The organism is Metabacillus rhizosphaerae (assembly GCF_037201795.1).
Taxonomy (GTDB): domain Bacteria; phylum Bacillota; class Bacilli; order Bacillales; family Bacillaceae; genus Metabacillus; species Metabacillus rhizosphaerae.
Window position 1 is genome coordinate 4,776,510 of sequence record NZ_CP147403.1, and the last position, 21,939, is coordinate 4,798,448.

A 21,939-nucleotide genomic window follows, 5' to 3' on the forward strand; every position below is an offset into this window, starting at 1 on the left:
CTTTTATAGGGTGATCAAATGGGACAAACAAAAATAAATGCTCTTCAGCTATTTTACGTCATAGTTGGCTTTCAAATAGGAAATACCTTGGTTTACGGATTAGGTGGCGGGGCAATGCAGGATGCTTGGCTTGTTATTTTGACTGCGATGCTTGGTGGTTTAATCTTAATGTTTGTCTATACAAAATTAGCATCCTATTATCCAGATGAAACATTGCTGCAAATGCTCCCTAAAATAATCGGCAAATACCTAACCTATCCGTTTATTTTTCTTTACATCATCTACTTTACATATCTAGCTTCAAGAGCTTGTCGGGATTTTGCAGAACTCCTCGCTGCAACGATCTTAGTTGACACTCCATTGGTCTTTGTCATCGGAAGCTTTATGGGATTAATGATTTATTGTCTAAGAGGGGGAGTTGAGACCTTCGGGAGAATGGGAGAAGTTGTGTTTCCAGTTTATATATTTTCCTTATTTGTCATTTGGATACTATTATTAAGTGTAGAAGAATTCAATATTAATAATTTGACTCCTATTTTTGGGAATGGATTTACTCCTATAATAAAAGAGGTATTCCCAACCGTATTAACCTTTCCTTTTGGAGAGTCGATCATTATTATGATGTTTTTCCCATTTCTGAACAATAAAGAGCATTTAAAAAAGATTGGAATGGCAATCGTTCTCACTACAGGTGTTTTGATGACATTAAATTTAATCATGATTTTAGCAGTTTTAGGCCCAGAAATATACAATCATGTTTTCTTCCCTCTCCTGTCTGCAACCCGATTGGTGTCGATCGCTGATTTTCTTGAACGATTTGATGCTTTAATTATTTTAATGATGGTAGCTGGGGTGTTTTTTAAGGTCGGGGGCTGGACATTTGGTGCTGCAATTGGGATTTCTCACTTGTTTAAATTAAAACAGACTAAATCAGTATTCCTTGGATTAGGTACCATTATCGTTCCACTTGCAATCGTATCTTCGCCAAATCAGGTAGCATATAATGAATTGGGATTGGACTTTATCACTTTATACGTACATGTACCTTTGCAAATTATGTTCCCGATTTTATTGCTTTGCATTGCATTTATTCGCAAAAAATTCAGCTCTTCCAAAAGTCAATCTTAACGATACAAAACACCGTACAAAATATCATTTCGTATTTAGAGATGGGGTTGCTATAGCACCCCACCCTCATTTCAACTGTTAGTTTATCTTTTCAAACTAGCTTCAAATAGATCAATGATTTCCAAAAACCTTTCTGCTTCTCTAAATGTATGGTCCGCTAAAAGTGGATGAATGTTGCTTTTGATACGACATTCTTCTATCAATTCTCTTGCTGTTTTCTTAAAATCCCTTAAAGAAGCAACTGATACTTTATTTTGGTTTAAAAACTGACTTAGTAAAGGCTTAGTTTCAGATTGAGGTCTCATTGAATCCAAATCTATTGCCTGAAAGACTAATTGGTCAAAGTCATGACTAAATTCTCTAGCCTGTTCTACTAACTTTCTTTCCGAAGGGTCTAAAAGATGCCCTATAAATTTTGCATGGTCTGCCATGATTTTAAGAAAGAATACATTTTCTTCGATAATTGCTTCGGGTTTTGGAGCTAGTACTCCTTGATTAAGTTCCTTTAATCGATTGGCAAAATAAGCTGCTTCTCTACTAATATGATCTACCAATAAAGGGTAGTTATTTGATCGAATTTCACAGCGTAAAGTTAAACCCAATACTTTTCTCTTATAGCTCCATATCGCAGCTGCAGCTTGGTAAACCTCGTTATTAAAAGACTGGATTTGTTGCCAATCAGAATTTATCGAAAAATTAGTCAACTTTTCCTCTATTCTTTCAAAAAGCGTGATAAAATGTTTTGCTTCATCAATTAATTGTTTCTGTTCATAAGTAAAACCCAAGCTCAAAAATAATGCATGCTCTTTCATAATCCTAGACCAAAATTTTATTTCATCTAATGACCTAGCAACAATCGGATTAGCCATATTGACCCCTCCTATTTTCCTAACATTCCTTTAATATAAATATGTTGAGTTTAATTGTCCTAATACAAACTTTCTATGTATATTCCTTCTTCAACTAAAATTCTGATTTTCCCCCTTAACAAATTAATAAATAAAAGCAGTCCAATGAATACAAGTTTTGGACTGCTAATTGGTATGTTATTTAATGTTTTGCACCCGAAAACCGAACCCGTTAATAATCTATCGTGTAATAATCGAAGGGATTTCTTCATCATTTAAACATCGAATGATTCGTTCTTTGAAATGCTCTATTGAGATCATATTCATAACTTCATCAAGAGGATAGTAGCCAACATCCTCTGTTTCGTAAGAGCTTGTAAGCTTTCCGCTAACTGGTCTTCCTTTAAACAAAAAAACACATGTTGTTCTTTCTATATCCTGCTCTAATCCTAAAAACTTCATCAGTTCGATGTTAATTCCTGACTCTTCCTTAACCTCTCTTATTGCAGCATCTTTGATTGCTTCTTCATCTTCAATAAAACCACCAGGGAATTCCCAGCCTCTCCGACTCTTAACAAGAAGAAATTCATCTTCAGCATTTATTACCATGACAGCAACAGCTACTTTATATCGTTTCATGTTTATTCCCCTCCCTCAGCCATTCGAGATATCGTTCAAGTAGTCTGATAAACCTCTCAATGTCCAGGTATGAAATGTCGCCTATATTCGCAATTCGGAAGGTTTGTAGCGTGTTCACTTTTCCAGGATAAATCGTAAAACCATTTCTGTAAAAATAATCATGCATCTCATTAAAATCATAGGTTGGCTGTGTAGGTTCGATAATCGATGTGATGATTCTAGAATGGCTATTTTTATCAACAAGATGCTTCAATCCTAGTCGACTAACCCCTTCTATTAATGTTTCCCATGATTTTGTATATCTTTTATAGCGCGACTGAATTCCTTCCCATTTTGTTTCAAGGATCGCTTGCTTTAAGGCATAAAGAGTTTGTACAGGAGGAGTAAATTGCATTTGATTTGTTAGTTTAAAATAATGATATTGTGTAAATAAATTTAGATACACATTACGCTGTTTATATTGCTTTGTTTTTTCTAATTGCGCTTTATCAGCAATGACAAATGAAACACCCGCCATACCTTGAAGGTTTTTATTTGAGCTTGCAGCAAGATAGCTTATATTCATTTTGTTCATATCGATTGGGATGGCTGCAAAGGAACTCATTGCATCAACGATCATCGATAATTTATATTTTTGGCACAGCTCTCCAACAGCTTCAAGATTATTTAATAGACCTGTTGATGTTTCGCAATGAACAACGGCAAGATGTGAAAGTTTTGTTGGGACATTGTTAATAAATTGTTCAAGAGAAGATAGATCAATTGCTTCATCAACAGGACTTGCATATTCAAAAAATTCAAGCCCATATACATCAGCAATTTTACACATGCGCTTACCATATGCCCCATTATTTATAATCAAAATAGCTTGATCATCAATTACTGAGCTTAGGATGGATTCAACTGCTGCTGTACCAGATCCACCAAATAGAACTGTTGTATATTCCTCTAGATTCCCAACAAACTCTGTTAATTCATTTGAGATAAATTCCATAACACGACCGAATTCTTCTTCTCTCGGACAAATATCCTCTACAACTTGAGCATACTTCACAGTATCTGTTGTTGTTGCCGGTCCTGGATTTAATAAGATCGTTCGGTTAATGGACTTCAAAACATTTTCCCTTGCCTTTATTAGTGGATAAATAAACTGAACAGCTCTCGTCCAATGTCCCTCGTCATCAACCTCACACCAAACGAGATCGTTTTCTTGATGCACATAAAAAGGAATTTGATCTGCAACTGCAACAATTCCATTTTCATAATCCATCTTGTGAAAATTAGGAAGAAGCTCTATATGGCTGCATATTTTTTGAAAGGTTGAATAAGAGAGCTTCGTTATTCCAACTAGCTCTCCAGATATGTTCATTAAATCCGCTTTCGCTTTCGACATGTTGACAAGATGATGTTTTTCATCTATTTCAATTAGAACCTCATCACCTGAGTCCGTTAACTTACTTGATAAAATAACATCCTTATATCCATGATTCATTAAAATAGATAATGCAGACCTTTCATAGATTAAATCTGATTCAACTAGTAAAAAGTCTTCGTTTATAACATCCTTCAACCTATATAGCGTATACATGCTTCCTGTGGTTTCAAAGTCTGGATTATATACACATTGAATTTGCTCGTATTTGTAAGCAAGTTTTTCATATGCTTCCTTCATAAAACCTGTGCCGATGAAAATTTTCTTAATTCCAGCAGTTAACATTTTTGAAATAGAATGTTCAATTAAAGGTATTTCATCAAGTTGTAAAAACCCCTTAGGATTGTACCCAGTTCGTTCACGAATTCGACTCCCCATCCCTGCTGCTAATATAACGGCTGTTTCAATCATCTAAAAACACCTGCAATCGCTCTTTGACTTCGAATGGCTTGATCGTTGGACGTCCAAGTCCTTTTTTAGAGCCTTCTGCAATTTTCATATATAAAAAGGTCAATTTTTGATGTTGTTTCCACTCCTTGATATACTCCGATAATTCTGCAAGTGTATGAACATAGATTGACTGTTCATATTTACATGCTGCAGCTGTATCAACAAAATCAACATTTGGTGATACAGTAAATTGTCCCCCCGTTGAGTCATGTATATGGTTATCAAGCAGTATATGAAGAAGATTATTTGGAGAATAGTAGCCATTTGTTGCTAAGTTGCCCATCCTCATAAGGAGTGCTCCATCACCATCCAGAGCAATAATTGCCTTTTCTCTTCTTACTAGAGCTAAGCCTAAACCAATTGAACTAATACAGCCCATTGATCCTACCATGTAAAAATTATTCGGTGTATCTTCTACATCATACAACTCTCTACCTAATTTTCCTGTTGTCGCCAAGTGAATCGTGTTATCATCCCTCAAGGCTGATATGACTTGCAATGCTTCGTATCTTGATGGTTTTTCATCATCAAACACTTTCTCTCGTTTAATTGCTTGTATTGCCTTTTGTTCATTCAGTTGTTTATCCTGAAGGGTAACAGGCGCGAATGTTCCTTTTTTCACAATGAAAAAATATGGTTGATTTTGTTCGATACATTGATTTGCCCACTGAATCTGTTGTTTTGCATCATCAATGTTTGAGGATAAATAATCCCATTTAATTTGCATTAAATTTAGCATTTCTGGTGTAATCTGACCCATTAATTCATGCTGTGGTTCATCAGGGAATCCTGGTTCTCCCCTGAGGCTTACGAAACCTAGGATCGGAATTCGAAAGGGGTGAATGAGAGATGTTAACGGCGAAACGGCATTGGTTAATCCTGAATTCTGCATAAGTACAACAGACTTTTTTCCACCAATTGATGCTCCAGCAGCAATCGCTACAGCGTCCCCCTCATTGTTCGCCATGATAAATTCACATTCATTAATCGCGAAGTTTATAAGACTCTTTAAATATGAGCAAGGTACTCCGCTATAAAAATCAAAACCTAACTCTTTTAACAAAGAGCCGAACTGTGCGGTGTCCATCATACTTGATCACCTGCTTTTAGGTTCTTTTCATAAGCCTCCAAATCTAGCCAAGATCCTTTAATATAATTTATTGTAATTGGATGTAAAGTTAAAACATGATTTAACAAATCACCTATCGTTAGGTCAATACTATTTTCCTTATTTATTAGATCTTCTAATGCCCCCTTAATTACAGCTGCTCCTTTTTCGGACACCTTCCATAAGCCGATAAACTCACCATGAATATCATCCATACCTTCCTTATTTGCCATCGCTACTAAGTCTACTGTTTTACCGTACAAATACTTTGAATAAGGTTGAGATGCAGAAACAAGCTCCCGCTTTTCACCTGTTTTTTCAAAGTCAGCGTCTACAACAATCGCAATTTCGTTATCCATTTTGATTAGATCTTGGAGAATATAAGATTTGTAGATGATATCATTGTAGCTAATGATCGTATTCTCACCGATATGATTCTTGGCGTTATAAAGCGATAGTAATTCTCCAGTATCGCCTTCAATTGTTACGATGTCTTTCACACCACACTCTTTAAATTGATCGATTTGCTCTGTTATAATGTGATTTGCAGTGGATTGTCTGGAAAGAATCATCGCATTTGCATTTTTCTGTGAAGAGGAGAGATACCTTTTCTCCGCAGCAGCCAGCTCTTCTTCTCCTTGCAATCGGAACACTTCATTTAATGGAGCAACTTCCTTTTCGACATGTAACAAGCTATCATCATAAAAAATTCGACTTGAGGTTTCTTGCATGGACTTAATGGAAGCACGTAGATTGTGATTAGCCCAGATTGTCAAACTGACACCCAATTCTCGAAATAGGTCTGTGGGAGTGGTATAATATTTCGTCGGAACAATGATAACAGGATGTCGATTTCCCCATTCCTTCATAAATGCTTCAATTTCTTGTGTATCCGATCTTTTACTATGCATGAGAATTGCGTCTGCCCCAGCTAGTCGGTATGCTTCGGCACGCTTTAATGCTTCTTTTAATCCCCAGCCAGCAATAAATGCTTCAACTCTTGAGACAACAACAAAATCTTCATCCTTTTGCGTATCCTTCATCGCTTTTATTTTCCCGCAAAACTCATTGATATCAGCGAGGGGTTGAGCCTCACCTCTAATAAATGAATTTGTCTTCGGAAAAAGCTTATCCTCAATACATACACCAGCAATGTCTCGTTGCTCCAATTTTTTCACTAATCTTCTTGCATTATTAAAGTTCCCGTAACCTGTGTCACCATCAAGTAGAATTGGAATGGTTGTCACATCACTCATAAATTCCAACACATCTAAAACTTGTGTCCAGGAAGCCTCATTGTTATCACGAACACCTAATGCCGCAGACATTGACAAACCACTTGCCCATATTCCTTTAAAACCAGTTTCCTCCACGATTTTCGCAGACAAGGCATTATGAGCCTCCATAATGGATTCAAGCTGGTTACTCTTTATTAACTTTTTAAGTTGTGTTGTTTTCTTCATCGCCATTCTCCCTTGCCCTTTTACTCATCATCATGTTGAATGAGGTTTTTTCTAAGTTTTTTAAAGCTTTCTCGCTTCATCACCCGATAAGTAATTTTTAAAAGAATATTTGTGTCGACTGATAAATATGGCTCTATAAGGTCAAACACCTCGTAACCTGTTTCACAGTAGTGAATCTTGTTTGGATCCATCCCATGCTTAATTGCTCCAAGGCCTATATACTTCGCTTTCTCCCCTACCACGACAAGCATGTCAATATTAGCTTCTACTGCTTTTCTTCCCATTTCTTCATACTGTTCAACTGCATATGGTCCTTTACCAAGCTGTGGCATATAGCCTAAAAGGGCAATTGACTTCTTGTCTTTCGATACATCACTTAACACTTGCAGCCCTGTTGCCATTGAGAGAGGTGCAGAGTTCCACGTATCGTCAATCACTGTACAGCCACCTTTTCCAGCTTTAAATTCTAAATGCTCTTTTACCTGTTCAAAGCTTGCCAACAATTCAATTGCCCGTTCAATCGTAACACCAGCATATGAAACAGCTGCAATCGATGCTAGAGCATTATAAATATTGTGCTCTCCATATCCTGGTACGAAGACATCATACTCCTCGTCTAGGTATGCTAATGTAAATATCATGCCATCGTTAGCATATTGAATATTTGTTGCTCGAAAGTCAGAATGCTCACTCTTTCCAAAATAAACTACTCTTTTTAAGTGGTTAACATTCACTACTCTCTTGATATTTTCATCATCAGCATTTAAGATGAGTACTCCATGTTCAGGATCTAAACCATCAACAATTTCTGCCTTTGCCTTCATATATTCTTCAGGTGTTTCACAGTCAGCAAGATGATGCACACCAATATTTAGTAAAATTCTAATTTGTGGTTGAAAATACGTACAGGCTACCTTTAAATAACCTGGATATGCGACAGGCATTTCATAAACTGCAATCTCTGTTTCTTTTTCTAATTTCATTAAATAACGGAGATTAACAGACATAGAATTCATACTCATCCATGTTGCTTTTACGTTAAAATCATATTTTAGAATTTGCCGAATCATTTCTTTTGTTGTAGTTTTCCCACATGTACCTGTTACACCAATGACAGGGATATCAAAAAGCCCGCGATAATAGGTGACAAATTTCCAATAGGCTTCATCTAAATCTTCCGTCTTAATTAAAAAAATGGAATCACCAAGGTCGGTGCATAAATCTGGTCGATCTGTTACAATAACGATTGATTCGTTATTCTTCCAATACTTACCGTTTATTTTTTCATGATCCATATGAAATACCAATGTGTTGTCATCAATTTCCCTTTTTGACACATTCATGACATAGTGGATCACTGGATTTCCATACCCCTGTAGGAACTCAACACCACCGATTTGTAAAAGAATCGTACTTAAAGGTAGATGAATCACCGTAGATCACTCCTCACTTTAAATTTTATTGATCCCTGTAGCCAGCAAGTGAAGCTGCATAATTAAGCAAACGAATGCCAGCAAGAGAGCGCAGTTTATAAGCTCTAATTTGTGAGAATAAGTTGTCTGGCTTTGCGTTGATTTCAAGGAGCTTAATTGAATCATATTGATCAATACATAAATCTACTGCCAGCTCTCCAAAGCTTCCAATTTCCTGTTCCACAGTTGCGACAATCTTTTTGGACACCTTACCTAATTGATTTGTCATATATCGCCGTTCAGTTGGATCTAGATACAAGTTATTCATCACTTTGCTTAACCGCAAGTTCACCTCTAAATCCTCTGTCATCACTTCTTCACTCGTGAGTCGGGTAACCATCCCTGTTCGAAACCAAGTATGCTTTTCATTTTTTTGCATATACACACGAATCTCCAAATTTTTACCATTGTACTTTTTCCGACGAATTCCTTCCTGTATTAGATGTGGAGTTCGTTCAATAAGTGGAGATATAACTTCAAATAACTCATCTTCCCGACTAAATTGTTGCAGTGTTTTCGTATTCAAATGAAACATCAAGATTTCAGTTGGGCGCCTAATAATCCGAATGACTCCTTTACTCATCGAGCCACCTAACACCGGTTTTATATACACTTCCCCATAGCGATCAAGCATCTCTGTTAAATCTGTTAAATGTTCAATTAGACGTGTCTCTGGTAAATATTCTTCATGTTTATCCAATAAAAGTTGATGTGTTTCCCACTTGTTACCTGTCAGTTGAAATAATGTTGGTGGGTTAAGAAACGGGATTTTATAAAGTGTTTGCAGCTTCACTCTAATTTCATCGATATCATAGGTAATATTTGTTTTTCCACGAAATAAAAATCGATCATAAATTACTGCGGGGAAAGGAAAAATCCCTTCACCATCAAGTGTTGTTCCTTTAATAACCTGTTGATCCCAATTGATATCCTTAGGTTCGAATACATAAACAAACATTTGCTTTTCTTTGGCAAGTCTAAATAAATGATGAAAGTACGTGGTTTGCCGATCAAAAGGTCGTGCAGCTAATATCCCAATAATTGGCCCCAGTGTAATGACGCCACCTGCAGATACTAGTTTAGGATTCCAGTCTTTTGGAAGAGTTAATTTTGCGCGCAATGATTTTGAAAGCTGAATCATATTTGAATTGCGGAATGAAAAAGGATACGCATGAATGGTTGCCGGCGACATATTTTTCCCTGCGCAAACAAAGGTTGAATCTCCTTCTTTCAGGTTATACTTTTGCCTGATTTTTTTCGGAATTTGTATAATAAGACCGGTATCATATGTTTGATTCGGAATTGTCAACTCCCAGTTTTGACGCATGTCAGATGCCTCATGAACGCACTTTCCGTTTTCAATAATCTCAAAAAGGTAGACTAATTCACTTTCAAATTTTGAATAACTTGATGTGTTCATAAGTGTTGTTTTTATGTCTGGCCAAAGTGTTTTGAGTATAGGGAGGTTAGCATGGTAATACGCTCGTTGTATTGTCTGGTGGAATAAGAACTCACTTTGCAGCTCATGATGATGGGCAGCTACTAAGTAAGCAAGACATAGAATTGATTTCGTAAGCTTAGGATCCACAAGCCAAGAACTTAAGGATATATATTCAAATCCATATGTTTTTTTACGGAACCGACCTAATCCTCCGTGATTCGTTCTTCTTCTTAGTTTTGCTGTCCTTGGTTCCTCTATCAACGCGAATGGTACAGCAAGATAGTGATCAAGAGCTCGTAATAATGATAATGATGCTGGAATACCAAAATGGAGATGTCCCCCACATTGATAACCTCTAAAAGGCATACTTCCTGCAAGAAATTCAATATTTTCATAGGGGGCCATTTGAGATGCTTTTTCTACAAGATCTTTAACATGAATGTATAACTCCTGCGGGGACTCTACCTTCTCTGGTCTTATTTCTACTAATGCATATTCCCCACTATCTTTTTCGATCTGTCTTTCATCACAGCCAACATCCCCATCTACTGGAAAGAAGGTTGATGCAGGTAATAACTCATGATCACAACTCAGCATAAATTCAATGTCCGCTCCAATTGAAAAGGGGAGCTTTGGTTCAACAATATCCTCTAAAAACGTCTTATTTGAGGGATTAATATCTAAGACTACGACTGATTCATTTGGTAGAACACCTATTTTTACAAAGCCATGTGTTAGTCCTGTCACATAGAGTGCTCGAATCGCCATAGTCTTCCATTCAATTGGGATTGAACTTTCGTCAACCTCTCTCCACTCCCATCCAAATGATGCGGTTCGAATTGGAATTTCATTGAAGATCGCCTGTTGGACAAAAGCGAGTTCCACCCCTTTTATGAAAAGGCCTTCAACTTCCAAGCAGTATTCTGTTTCAATGGGATATAATTTCGTATAAAAGTCATAGCCTTCATCTATCGCTTGTTCCTTTGTATGAATCATTGAAACGTCTTTCCCACCATGTTTTCCATACTTTCGACCAATGATCGGATACATACACGTTTTTGGATCTACTAATTCAATGGATGGAACATTGTTTAAATTTAGGATTTGTAGCAATAATTCCTTATCAGATTCGATCCAGAATCTCTCCTTCATCAAATCCACACAAAAAACCTCCAATACTAAAAAATCTAGGAAACTTCTATTATCGTTCCAGTACGCTTTACAGACCTTTACACTCTGTTTAAAGAAAGAAATTTGTTTCCGCTCATACTAGACAAAAGTAGTTTTTATATACTATGACACTCTTAATAATTTTCCAGTATGTTTACCCTAGAGCTATCGCCCTTTTAAGCTAAATGCTCACACTATTAGCATGGCAACAATATTTACTTTAAAAACGATTGTTATAGTTCACATTATTCAACATTTTTGCATTTGTTAGTATAGGTGGAATATAGACATTAATACGTAAGGAGCATTCATCATGCCATTGAAATACATTCAACAAAACTATGTAAAATACAATAAAGGGAATGGGTATATCTGCTGTCTTTCCGATGCCTTACATGCCACACCACCAGCTGCAGATGTATTTACCGACAACATTGTTGAAGGCATTATGGAAAGAACAGGGTGTCCAGGCATTATTAGTACCGTTTCGAGAAAGCTAGCAGATTTGAATCGGAGTCCAAATGGTGATAATGATTTAGCCATAAAAGAATATAGGCATGCCCTAAAAGATATTTTGGAATTTCTGAAAATTGTCGATTATGATCAACAACATCTCACACATCCATTCCTACATGTATCATTTCATGGGATGAAGGATGACCATTATGGTCCATACGGTGTGGAAATTGGAACTGTTCGCGGGCGCTCCTGTTCGGTAGAAATAAAAAATTGGTTTGAAGAAACACTTACGAAAAAAGCAAAACAATTGTTACCTAACATCAACCTTATCTTTGATCAAAAATTTGTTGGGAATGAGTCTATTACCTATCATAGACTTGGAGATGGAAATCGTTATCAAGGGTTTGGTTCCCACTTTCACACCTTTCAAATTGAACTATCCCGAACAATGCGGAAAGAGTACCGACCTCAATTAATCGATATCTTTTCAGAAATAATAATCGACTTCCAGACTACATGTGTGAATAAGTAAGGACTGGGGATATGTATTAAAAAAGTAAAAAAATAAGTAGCCTAATGGCTACCTAACTTCTTTTTTAGGATTCCATCTTAAATCATAGAATCCCCCTAATTCGATTCTAATATCTCCTTCACATAATTAGGTAAAACGAATGAAGCATAAACAATCTCAGAGTTAATATATTTTGTGTCCTCAGCTTTTAGTCTAGATAAATCGGCCTCTATAGGATCGAATTTTTTTGATGCAATTGTAAAGCTCCACAATCCACATGGGAAAAGGGGAATTGTCACCAAATAGGTCCTAACGATTGGAAATAGTTCACATAATGAATGGTACGTTTTTCGTAGAGTCGAGGTGTTATAAAAAGGAGATCCAGACTGAAATACTGCAACACCTTCATCAGTAAGGCACTCAAATACATCCTTGTAAAATCCTTGGTTAAACAATTTTGCTGCTGGACCAACTGGATCTGAACGATCAATCATTAATACATCATAGTTACCTTTGTTTTCTTGTATCCAATCCACTCCATCCTTATGGATCATACTGAAGCGCTTATCACTATCATAATGGGAGGATGGCGTTAACCAAGTTCTACATACATCTGTCACTTGCTGATCAATTTCAACTACACTGATTTTTTCAATTCCTGAATACTTCATTGCCTCACGAGCAGGGCCACAGTCCCCTCCTCCTATCATCCCAACAACTTTCGGATCGGGGTGAGTAATGATTGGGATATGGCTAATCATTTCATTATAGATAAAGCCTTCCTTAGATGAAACTTGTGGAACCCCATCTAAAACTAGCATTCTCCCAAAGCCCTTCGTATCGACAATGCTAATTTCTTGGAATGGAGATACTTCATGATGCAGTAATGAGTTTACTTTATAGTCTGTTTTAATTCTTGCCCTGGCCACATAATTTGAGATCCAGAGTTCTTCATCTTCCCACTTGTATTTTTTTAATGCATGTTCCTCTAACGTAGCTATCACCTCCATTTGATTCTCTCTTCTTATTAAATTATGAGAACTTATCCATACTTGCTATCCACATATAGCACAAAAAATGATAATTAGACTGATTGCCCGAATTTTTAACCATATGATGAAGAATAGGTTAAATGTCCTTGAGTCGTTAATGGATTTTTGCGGAATAGGGTACTAGTTTAATACCAAAGAGACCCCCACCACATATACTTACATTACAAACATAATTATAGTGAAAATGATAGGGAGGAAAAATCTATGAGTAATAAAAATAATTTGTCATATTTATTATCATTAATAGGTCGAAAAGTTCGCACATATAAAGGGGGACCTGAATCAAGGGAAGGTATATTACTTCAGGTAAAATCTGATTTTATTGCCCTTTTAACTGACAATAACGAAGTCGTCTATTATCAAACAATGCATCTAAAGAGTGTTGTAGAAGATACAAAAGCAAACTTTCAATCTACGACAGAAGCGGACACGAAACCTGAGGTCCTTAAATCTGAGTCTTTTAAAGACATGCTAGGTCAATTGAAGTCCCAAAATGTTCAAATTGATCGAGGTGGTCATGAAAGTCTAAAAGGTAAGTTATTAGATGTATACGATGACTTTTTAACATTACAAACAGAAAAAGATGGTGTTGTCTTTTATCAAATCCATCACATTAAGAGTATTAGTGTTGATAATGGTCCATCAAAAGAAAATTCAAACCTAAGTTTACCTAATGTAACTGCAAAAGTCTTTGCTGATTTGTTAAAAGGATTCCAACACAACTGGGTAACAATTAACCGTAACGGACCAGAAAGTGTTGAAGGTGTATTAGCTGATATAACAAGTGATTATGTAACAGTCATTCATCATGAAAAAGTTTTTCGTATCACGAATTACCACATTCGTAACATAAGCCATGGATCAAAACACGATCAAAAGAAACAACAGGAAAGCGAAAATAACGAGAACAACGAGGATAACAAGGACAATCAAAATAATCAGAACGAAGAATCCACTAATGAAAAAGATAAGAACCAAGAAAATGATACAAAACAAGAAAAAGATAATAACACTGAGCAAACAAGTAAACAAGAATCAAAACAATCTAACAAAGAAAAAAGCTCTAACAAATCGAGCAGCAAAAATTCTGCAAAAAATAGTGAAAAAGAAGCGAAACAAACGGACGATAGTCAATCTGTTCAAATGAAAACAGACGTTAGTAAAAGTAACGAAGAAAAGTCTAATAAGAAAAAGGCCATTTACGATATGCTTATGTCTCAAGTCTCTGCAAACCTTGAGGAAGCATTAAAAAAGGCAAAAAATCTTAGTAACTAGCAGAGCGTATCATTATGCATTTTTTTGTTATTTGTGAAAATCACTGTTATTCATAGCCGTACAAATAATAAGCTGTGCGGCTTTCTAAAAAGAAATGGAAGAGGGTGATGAAATGCTGATAACACTCTTTTTTATTCTAGCTGGTTCTCTATTCTTTACGATTTTATGTCCACCTAGACAAGAAAAGGAAACGATGGTTAGAAATCAAAAATTAGATATAAAAGGTAATGATTCTCCCTTAACAAAAGGAGCGAAACAACATGTTTGATTTTCAAGCTATGTTTATGTTGATGCTCTTTGTATTAACAGTCTCTTTTATTGTGTGGAAACCCCGAGGAATTAGTGAAACAGTACCAACTTCGATTTGTGCTTTTATCGTCCTATTAGTAGGGATTGTTCCTCTTTCTGATGTAAAAGAAATTTTTAATATTGTTAGCGGAGCATCTATTACTATAATATCTACAATTGTCATGTCAATTGTTTTAGAAAGTGTTGGATTTTTCAAATGGGTTGCTCACAATCTAGTAAAAAAATCCCGTGGCTCAGGGATCATTCTATATGTCTACATCTTAACACTATGTTATTTAACCACTTTATTTTTTAATAATGATGGCAGCATATTAATTACAACCCCCATTATTATACGAATTGTCACACTTTTAAGGTTAAAGCCACATCAACAAATTCCATATCTACTATCTGGTGCTTTAATTGCAACGGCATCAAGTGCACCCATTGCGGTAAGTAATATTGCAAATTTAATTGCCCTTAAAATTGTTGGTCTTGATTTATACAGCTATGTTGCTATGATGTTTGTCCCCTCTATGATAGGTATTGTGGCAATCTCACTTTTACTTTATCTGTATTACAGAAAGGATATACCGAAGAAAATCCCTTCGTTTAACCTTCCCTTTGGGATTCACTCTCAAAATAACATTCTTCTTGAACATCCATTAGCTGACAAGGGTAATCCCTTACATGACATTGACTGGTCAACATTTCGTATCTGTATCATCGTAGTGGTATTAATTAGAGGGGGATTTTTTGCCCTTACTCCGTTCGGTGTACCACTTGAGATAATAGCCATTGTCGGTGCTTTGTTACTAATCTATATCCGCTGGCAAAGGCAAGGAATCGGTGGTATGGATATTTTGACAAAAACACCGTGGCATGTATTATTATTTGCGTTTAGTATGTACATTTTAGTGTATGGTCTCCATAACGTTGGAGCAACAACATTAATTGTTGATTCGTTAAAAGAATATATGATTACAAATAGGTTTAACACAATTATGATCTCAGGAGTATTACTAACAGTCCTTTCAAATCTTTTTAATAACTTACCTGCTGTCATGATCGGCACGTTATCGTTTGTTGAAATGGATTTAGATACACACACCTTACAGCTTGCCTATTTAGCTAATATTATCGGTAGTGATATAGGAGCACTTATCTCTCCAATGGGGACATTAGCAACACTTATTTGGATGTTTATTTTGCGTAAAAACAAGATTCAGATCTCCTGGGGACAATATGTTAAGGTGACAATCCTTGTTATCCCAATCGGTTTAATCATTACATTACTTGCTTTATATCTCTGGACAGAATGGCTATATTATTAGAAAAGGAGGAGGCTATATGAACAATTTCAAGGTATACATTGGCAAAAACATCTGCGTGGAAATTCCAGGACAAATCCATACAAGAGGATTACTAGTAGATACTGGTACAGATCTGATTGTTCTATTCAATGGAAAAGACTTTATCTATATTCCTATCGCTCACATCCACCTCTTATATTTAGATGAAGAAAATTATGAATCAATCGAGTTTCCAGAAGAATTACCATTAGAAACTGAATCAGATACATTATCCGTAAGAAAAATATTAAATAATTCTAAAGGCATGTTTTCTGAAATTGTCGTCGCGAATGATCAAGCAATTCACGGGTATGTCACGAATATCATGAATGATTATTTTGTTTTCTATTCACCCGTTTTTCATACGATGTACATTTCATTGCAGCATTTAAAATGGCTAATTCCTTATAACAGCAACCAAGTCCCTTATGCATTAGAAAGATCTACATTTACTAGCTACCCTTCAACTCTCTCCCTAGCACGGTCCCTTGATGCCCAAATTAAAAAAATGTTTGGTAACATTGTTATTTTCGACTTAGGTGAAAATGTTCGGAAAATTGGTCAGCTCCGCAGCTTTCAAAACAATATGTTAGAATTGGTGACTGCTAGGGAAGAAGTAACTTATGTTAATGCTCGACATGTGAAATCAGTCCACCTACCTAACAAGGGTTAGACTAATACATCATTAATACCCCGGCACATGTCAAATTGGGGTATTTAGTGTGGAAGAAGGATGGACAAGGCCTTAATTTCTAAAAAATTAGATCTCTGCTAGATGTTTAGAGCAGTGGTCTAATTCTTGATTAACGTCATACGAAAGTAGCGAATATCCAAATTGAATAATTATCTATTATTTTGTACATATTAAAGGTAAAAACTTTAGGGAGCTATATGCATGTTAAATAATACCAACAATAATGATATAGAATTCATGGAAAAACGAATGAGGATTGCTAATATTACGAAGGATCCCTTATTACAGATCGAAATGTTCGAAAATGAATCGGCGAAAGAAAGATTATTGCAGACTGTTTCTGTTGCTCAAGAGACCTTTCTATATACTAGAGATACAATTGAAATTCACACCTCTGACCTAAATCTCCTTTTTAGAGCCATCATGCACTTAACACGATTAACAAAAGATGACCTCTCTGATCTTGAATATTGTTATGTTTTAAGTAATTTAGACCATGTAACAAATAAGCTATTAAAATCTTGTGAAGAAATGAAAAAATACTCTGAAACACCTATGGTACGAAATAAAAGTAAATATTAACAAAAGCGTAAGCGCCCGTTTAGCGACGAGAAACAAGAGCACTCCGTATGAGATAAAGCGAGACTTCCATCAGTGGGTTATCTGATGGATAGCGAGACTTATCGGACCTTTACGGGCAGTTATTATCATTTACTGCCCGTTAAGGTGGGGCAAAGGAAACACGAGGTGCACGAGCGTTCGATGTTGACTTAGCGTATAAGGAGTGTGAAGTTCACTTCTGCTTTAGCGCTGGAGCTGGATGTCAAAGTGTTACCCATAGTTTTAATAATTACCTAATTTTTGAAAACAGTGTTACTGTAACTTTCCTTTTAATTGAAAAAGTTCTTCTTGAGTAAGCTCTCTCCATTTTCCTCTTGGCAAATTATCCAGTGCTATATTCATAATTCGAATCCGCTCAAGTTTGATGACTTTATATCCGAAAACCTTAGACATTCTCCGAATTTGCCGATTAAGACCTTGCGTCAAAGTGATCCTAAAGATGTTGTCGCTTATTCTAGTTACTTTACAAGGCTTTGTTTTTACACCAAGAATTTCAACCCCGTTTGCCATCCCATCAATAAACGAGTTACTAAAAGGCTTGTCCACTGTGACAATATATTCTTTCTCATGATTATTTTCTGATCTCATTATTTTATTTACAATATCTCCGTCGTTTGTTAAAAGAATCAGACCTTCTGAAGCTTTGTCTAAACGACCAATCGGAAAAATACGTTCTGGATAATTGATAAAATCGATAATATTTCCTTCAATATGCTTTGCGGCAGTACAAGTGATTCCCGCCGGTTTATTTAATACAAGATAAACTAGTTCCCCCTTGCTACCCAATGGTTTCCCATCGATTAACACAAGATCCCCTTCCTCAACTGTAGCACCTGCTACACAAATCACACCATTTATCATAATTCGTTGTGACTCAATCAATCGATCTGTTTCTCTCCTTGAACAAAAACCTGTCTCACTGATGTATTTATTAATTCTCAAGATGCTTAATCCCTTTCATTAGCATTAGATCAAGATAAAGCTGGCATTTTTGATTAAAGTCTGAAAAATCAATCGTTGTGAGCTCCGTTATCTGTCTTATTCGATAGTTCAATGTATTAGGATGGATAAACATTTGTTCTGCAGTAGGTTTAAGTTTACAGTTATTAACCAAAAAGTATTCAAGTGTTTTTAGTAATTCTGTTTGGCTTTCCCTATCTTTTGCTTTTAATAATTGTAAATTCTTATTTAAATAATTACATTTCTTGTTTTTATAGTTGATCACATCAAGATAACGGAATATCCCTAATTTGTCATATTCGTATGGCACATTTTCCTGTGTTCCTAGCTTTTCTGCAATATCAACAACTTCAAGTGCTTCCTCATAGCTAGAATAAAGCGAGCCTAACTGCTGATATTCATTACCAATTCCAATATAAATATTTGAATAGCGTTTCTCATCAAAATTCGTTAATAAATTTTCAACGATTTGGAGCCCTGCTTCGATTGGAGAATATTTAAGTGAATAGCAGCCGACGATAATCACGATACTAGACTGATAAATTACAACATGACTCGTATTGTCCTTTAAATTTAGGTAGGATCTAATCGTTTCTTTTAATTCTTCAACAAGCTCTTCTTCTGCATTTATCGCATTAACAACCATGATACTGAATATAGAAGGTAAGATGATGTCTAGCTGCGCTGCTTCCCATCTAAGCTCTTTCTCGCTTTTATATCCATTATTAATCGCTTTTCTAAATAAATGTTCAATCGCTTCTTCTTTTTGCTGCTTGATTTTATTCCTTTTATGTATGATTTTCCCAACATGAAAAGAAACGTCATATAAAAACTCCATTTCTTCGTCAGTTAAATTCTCATCAATTTCTTGTACCCAAATATACCCCATGATCGTTTCTTTAAATTTAGCACTTACAACAACACGTTGGTTTAAACCAATTTCTGTCATTTCCTTAATTCGAAAAGGTGTTGGAATTGTTTTAAGCTGATCTATTACTCCTGTCTCAACAAATTTTTCAAAAATATTTAGCGGGCATTTTTTTGAAAAAATCGTTTGCTGATTCGCTAAATCAAAGTGATCTACATAATAGGAATTGTATGCTAATAGGAAAAAATGATCACTTTCTAGTATGACTGGCTTTTTTAAGCTATTACTAATATGATCAATGATTTCATTTATATCAGATAAAGAGAAAATTCTTTCTAATAATTCGTTCATACACACACTATCTCCTACACGGTTTTATCCTTATCATACTTTGCAATTCGTTGAATGTATAGTTGGTTTGTCAGGAAATCTTCAGAGACTTTTCGACCTTTACCGTGAACTTATGGTACCTTTTGGTTTACTGCTACAAGCTTGTAAAAAAGGGCAGTATTATTTAATATAATACTACCCTTTAGAACCATAAGTTTATTTGTATTAAAACCTTACACGTTTTTACTCACTTCTTTATCTTTTTCAAATAATACAAGCAAGCTTGGTAATAAAACCCCTCTTATTAAAAACGTATCTAATAAAATCCCAACTGCAACAATAAAGCCAAATACGAATAAAATTTCAATCGGTTGTGTCATCAAGACAGCAAATGTTGATGCAAGAAGAATTCCAGCAGATGAAATGACACCACCTGTTGATGAAACAGCTATTTCTACTGCTTTCTGCACAGAATGCTTTCTTCTTTCTTCCATAAATCTTGAAATTAAAATAATATTATAATCAATTCCAAGTGCTACTAAGAAAACGAATGAATAAAGCGGTACTCTGTTACTGATCGAATCAATATCAAAGAACAAACTAGTTAAGAACATTCCTAACCCAAGTGCAGCCAAAAAGGATAGTAATATGGTTCCCATCATATATAATGGCATTTTAATTGATTTCGTTAGAAAAATTAACATGATAAAGATTAAAATGGTCTCTAGTAAGACGATGACTACAAGATCTCGATTATTTACTGATCGATCATCTACTTGTGTAGCTGTTTCTCCAGCGAAATATAGCTTCCCTTCAAGATGACTCTCTGTTAACAGATGATCAGATTCATCAATCATGGTCACTAATGCATCCATCGTTTTAGTTGAATAAGGATTTTCTTCAAAAGTTAGACTATATTTAATGACTTTTTTATCGTCAGTGCTATCATCTATTCGAACATTACTAACAAGTGATTGAGCAGATAGCTGATTTAACAATTCCTTTTGTTCTTCAGCAGAGACCGCTTTTTGTGATTCAAGCAAAACAGTTGTCGGTGCTAAATCACCTTTTTCAAATTTGTCTTCTAAAATTTCAAAGCCTTGGCGAGAAGGCATATCTTCTGGAAATGACTTCAATGTATCAAACTGATAGTTCAATTGAAACATATTACTTGCAGATACTAAAAGAATGAAACCAACAACTATTGCCGATCCAATTGGTTTTTTTACAACAATTTGACCAATTTTACCCCAAAATGAACTTTTTGCAACCTTTTCAGCCCCTACTTTTGGTACTTTAGGCCAAAATGATTTTCTGCCGAAAAGAGTAAATAGGGCAGGTACCAATGTTACCGATGCTAACATAATAACAACCATTGTCGTTCCAAACGTTGGAGCAAAATTTCGATAATCACCAAATTCAGCAAAGAATAATACGAGCATTGCAGCTAAAACTGTTCCACCCGAATAGAAAACTGGTATTCCAGTTTCTCTCATTGCTGATTTCATTGCCATATATTTATTTTCATGATCTTTTAACTCCTCACGAAAACGCGAGAAAACAAACAATGAATAATCAATGACGGCAGCAAATAACAAGATACTCATAATTGACAGGGTTTGTTTATCCATAATCAATCCAGCCTTACCCATTAATCCAAGAGTTTGGTTAACTACCTCATATACAAAAGCTGCAGCTATTAATGGTATTAATGCTAATAATGGTGAGCGATAAATAACGATTAATAAAACTAAAATAATTCCTACTGTTGATAAAATCAGAACTACGTCTGCTCTAGAAAAGAGATCTAAGGTATTAACAGCGATCCCTGCTGGTCCAGTAATAAACAATGTTAAATCTGTCGATGCTTCAGATATTTCTTGAATTTTTTCTTGAGCTTCTTTCATTTCCGTTGTGTCGAGTGATGCTTCAAACGTTAATGGTATTACAGCTGTGGTTCCATCCTCTGAAAAGAACCCAGCAGCAACCTGTGGCGGTAACTCACCTAAAGGAATAATTTCTTTTACTCCTTCAATATCTTCCTCTTCCACTTTTGCTAATAATTCTGTCAACTCGGTTATTTCGATCTTGTTTTCATTGTTTTGGAACACTAACAACGCTGGAAGCCCATCATTATCCTTAAAATAGTGATCAACTTTATTTTGTGCAATTACAGATTTTGCATCATCAGGTAGTGAATTGATGCCTGACACTTCATAGTCCTTAGCACTTGGTGCAAGTCCTGCTAATAACAAAGTTATTACTAACCAAGCACCTAGTGTTAGCCACATCCCCTTTCTTGTTGAAACAAAATCGGTTATATGATTAATTACTTTTTTCATCTTTCTTTCCTCCTTTTTTAAGTACTTAAATGCTCG

At 35.6% G+C, this 21,939-nt stretch carries 18 protein-coding genes; 7 read left to right on the top strand and 11 right to left on the bottom strand.

What is annotated here, in order from left to right; all coding sequences use genetic code 11:
- Positions 1-18: 18 nt before the first annotated feature.
- Positions 19-1,128: a GerAB/ArcD/ProY family transporter gene (locus tag WCV66_RS23075; protein WP_338786999.1), complete on the top strand. Its 1,110-nt coding sequence runs from the start codon at positions 19-21 to the stop codon at positions 1,126-1,128.
- Between the two features lie 83 nt (positions 1,129-1,211).
- Here WCV66_RS23075 and WCV66_RS23080 read toward each other — a convergent pair whose 3' ends face one another.
- From WCV66_RS23080 to WCV66_RS23110, 7 genes are all read right to left on the bottom strand, one after another.
- Complete coding sequence (locus WCV66_RS23080) at positions 1,212-1,997, bottom strand: DUF2935 domain-containing protein (RefSeq protein WP_066325218.1); 786 nt, start codon at positions 1,995-1,997, stop codon at positions 1,212-1,214.
- 219 nt (positions 1,998-2,216) lie between these two features.
- Positions 2,217-2,615, bottom strand: coding sequence for an NUDIX hydrolase (locus WCV66_RS23085; RefSeq protein WP_338787000.1), 399 nt, complete (start codon positions 2,613-2,615; stop codon positions 2,217-2,219).
- Positions 2,602-4,458, bottom strand: a complete 1,857-nt coding sequence (locus WCV66_RS23090) for a 2-aminoethylphosphonate aminotransferase (protein WP_338787001.1) — start codon at positions 4,456-4,458, stop codon at positions 2,602-2,604. Before WCV66_RS23090 ends, WCV66_RS23085 begins: the two co-directional genes overlap by 14 nt.
- Positions 4,451-5,587 carry a phosphonopyruvate decarboxylase gene (gene aepY / locus WCV66_RS23095; RefSeq protein ID WP_338787002.1) on the bottom strand — a complete coding sequence of 379 codons (1,137 nt, stop codon included), beginning with the start codon at positions 5,585-5,587 and terminating at the stop codon, positions 4,451-4,453. Before aepY ends, WCV66_RS23090 begins: the two co-directional genes overlap by 8 nt.
- On the bottom strand, positions 5,584-7,068 hold the full coding sequence (aepX, locus tag WCV66_RS23100; RefSeq protein WP_338787003.1) for a phosphoenolpyruvate mutase: 1,485 nt from the start codon (positions 7,066-7,068) through the stop codon (positions 5,584-5,586). Before aepX ends, aepY begins: the two co-directional genes overlap by 4 nt.
- A 20-nt stretch (positions 7,069-7,088) precedes the next feature.
- Positions 7,089-8,501, bottom strand: coding sequence for a Mur ligase family protein (locus WCV66_RS23105; RefSeq protein ID WP_066325196.1), 1,413 nt, complete (start codon positions 8,499-8,501; stop codon positions 7,089-7,091).
- A gap of 25 nt (positions 8,502-8,526) precedes the next feature.
- Complete coding sequence (locus WCV66_RS23110; protein WP_338789531.1) at positions 8,527-11,133, bottom strand: putative amidoligase domain-containing protein; 2,607 nt, start codon at positions 11,131-11,133, stop codon at positions 8,527-8,529.
- A gap of 331 nt (positions 11,134-11,464) precedes the next feature.
- On the opposite strand from WCV66_RS23110, the gene WCV66_RS23115 reads away from it, so the two are divergent.
- Positions 11,465-12,142, top strand: coding sequence for a hypothetical protein (locus WCV66_RS23115; RefSeq protein ID WP_338787004.1), 678 nt, complete (start codon positions 11,465-11,467; stop codon positions 12,140-12,142).
- Between the two features lie 95 nt (positions 12,143-12,237).
- Here the strand turns inward: WCV66_RS23115 and speE are convergent, their stop codons facing one another.
- A complete protein-coding gene (gene speE / locus WCV66_RS23120) occupies positions 12,238-13,131 on the bottom strand; it encodes a polyamine aminopropyltransferase (protein WP_338787005.1) in 894 nt (297 codons plus the stop codon).
- Positions 13,132-13,377: 246 nt separating this feature from the next.
- On the opposite strand from speE, the gene WCV66_RS23125 reads away from it, so the two are divergent.
- The 5 genes from WCV66_RS23125 to WCV66_RS23145 all read left to right on the top strand — a co-directional run bounded on the left by WCV66_RS23125 (position 13,378) and on the right by WCV66_RS23145 (position 17,364).
- Positions 13,378-14,448 carry a hypothetical protein gene (locus WCV66_RS23125; RefSeq protein ID WP_338787006.1) on the top strand — a complete coding sequence of 357 codons (1,071 nt, stop codon included), beginning with the start codon at positions 13,378-13,380 and terminating at the stop codon, positions 14,446-14,448.
- A 112-nt stretch (positions 14,449-14,560) separates the two neighbouring features.
- Entirely contained in the window at positions 14,561-14,716 is a 156-nt protein-coding gene (locus WCV66_RS23130) for a hypothetical protein (RefSeq protein WP_338787007.1), read from the top strand.
- A complete protein-coding gene (locus WCV66_RS23135) occupies positions 14,709-16,070 on the top strand; it encodes an arsenic transporter (RefSeq protein ID WP_338787008.1) in 1,362 nt (453 codons plus the stop codon). Before WCV66_RS23130 ends, WCV66_RS23135 begins: the two co-directional genes overlap by 8 nt.
- Before the next feature lie 16 nt (positions 16,071-16,086).
- Positions 16,087-16,761: a DUF2642 domain-containing protein gene (locus WCV66_RS23140; protein ID WP_338787009.1), complete on the top strand. Its 675-nt coding sequence runs from the start codon at positions 16,087-16,089 to the stop codon at positions 16,759-16,761.
- A 222-nt stretch (positions 16,762-16,983) separates the two neighbouring features.
- Positions 16,984-17,364 (top strand): hypothetical protein, encoded by a 381-nt coding sequence (locus WCV66_RS23145; RefSeq protein ID WP_338787010.1) that lies wholly within the window; start codon positions 16,984-16,986, stop codon positions 17,362-17,364.
- A 291-nt stretch (positions 17,365-17,655) separates the two neighbouring features.
- On the opposite strand, the gene WCV66_RS23150 is transcribed toward WCV66_RS23145, so the two are convergent.
- The 3 genes from WCV66_RS23150 to WCV66_RS23160 form a co-directional block, all read right to left on the bottom strand.
- Positions 17,656-18,345, bottom strand: a complete 690-nt coding sequence (locus tag WCV66_RS23150; protein WP_338787011.1) for a pseudouridine synthase — start codon at positions 18,343-18,345, stop codon at positions 17,656-17,658.
- A complete protein-coding gene (locus WCV66_RS23155; protein WP_066325167.1) occupies positions 18,335-19,582 on the bottom strand; it encodes a PucR family transcriptional regulator in 1,248 nt (415 codons plus the stop codon). Before WCV66_RS23155 ends, WCV66_RS23150 begins: the two co-directional genes overlap by 11 nt.
- Positions 19,583-19,794: 212 nt before the next feature.
- Positions 19,795-21,903: an MMPL family transporter gene (locus tag WCV66_RS23160; RefSeq protein WP_338787012.1), complete on the bottom strand. Its 2,109-nt coding sequence runs from the start codon at positions 21,901-21,903 to the stop codon at positions 19,795-19,797.
- Positions 21,904-21,939: the final 36 nt, after the last annotated feature.